1 pseudogene is annotated in these 333 nt (G+C 43.2%); it reads right to left on the bottom strand.

Going from position 1 to position 333, the window contains the following annotated elements:
* Window positions 1-333 (bottom strand): annotated as a pseudogene (locus tag AB4512_RS21465) (sensor histidine kinase); the annotation flags it as partial.

The raw sequence follows: 333 nt of genomic DNA, 5'->3' as shown, positions 1-333 counted from the left end.
GCGGTGAGCTCTTTTCGGATTTCATTGGATTGAAGGTTGCTAGATTGATTGGCGTTGCTAGTTTCTGATTGAGAGCTTGAAGAGCGAAAGGCTTCGATGATCGAAATTTCGCTTTGACCGTATTGGCGTTGAAGTGCGATATCCGTTTGTTGTTGCTGAGTTAGTGGCAACAATGAATGGTAAAGCCATGGAGCTTGGCTTGATAGAAAGACCACTTGGTTAGAGTCGAGTACTACGATCTCAAAATCGTCGCTGGTTAGGATGTTTTCGAGATTTTCTAAGCTCACTTTTACGGTGATAACGCCAACAATTTCCTTGTCGATATACAGAGGT

Source organism: Vibrio sp. 10N.222.52.B7, assembly GCF_041474275.1.
Classification (GTDB): Bacteria; Pseudomonadota; Gammaproteobacteria; order Enterobacterales; family Vibrionaceae; genus Vibrio; species Vibrio crassostreae_C.
Note: the sequence above shows the minus strand (reverse complement) of the source record. Positions and strands in the feature narration are given on the sequence as shown.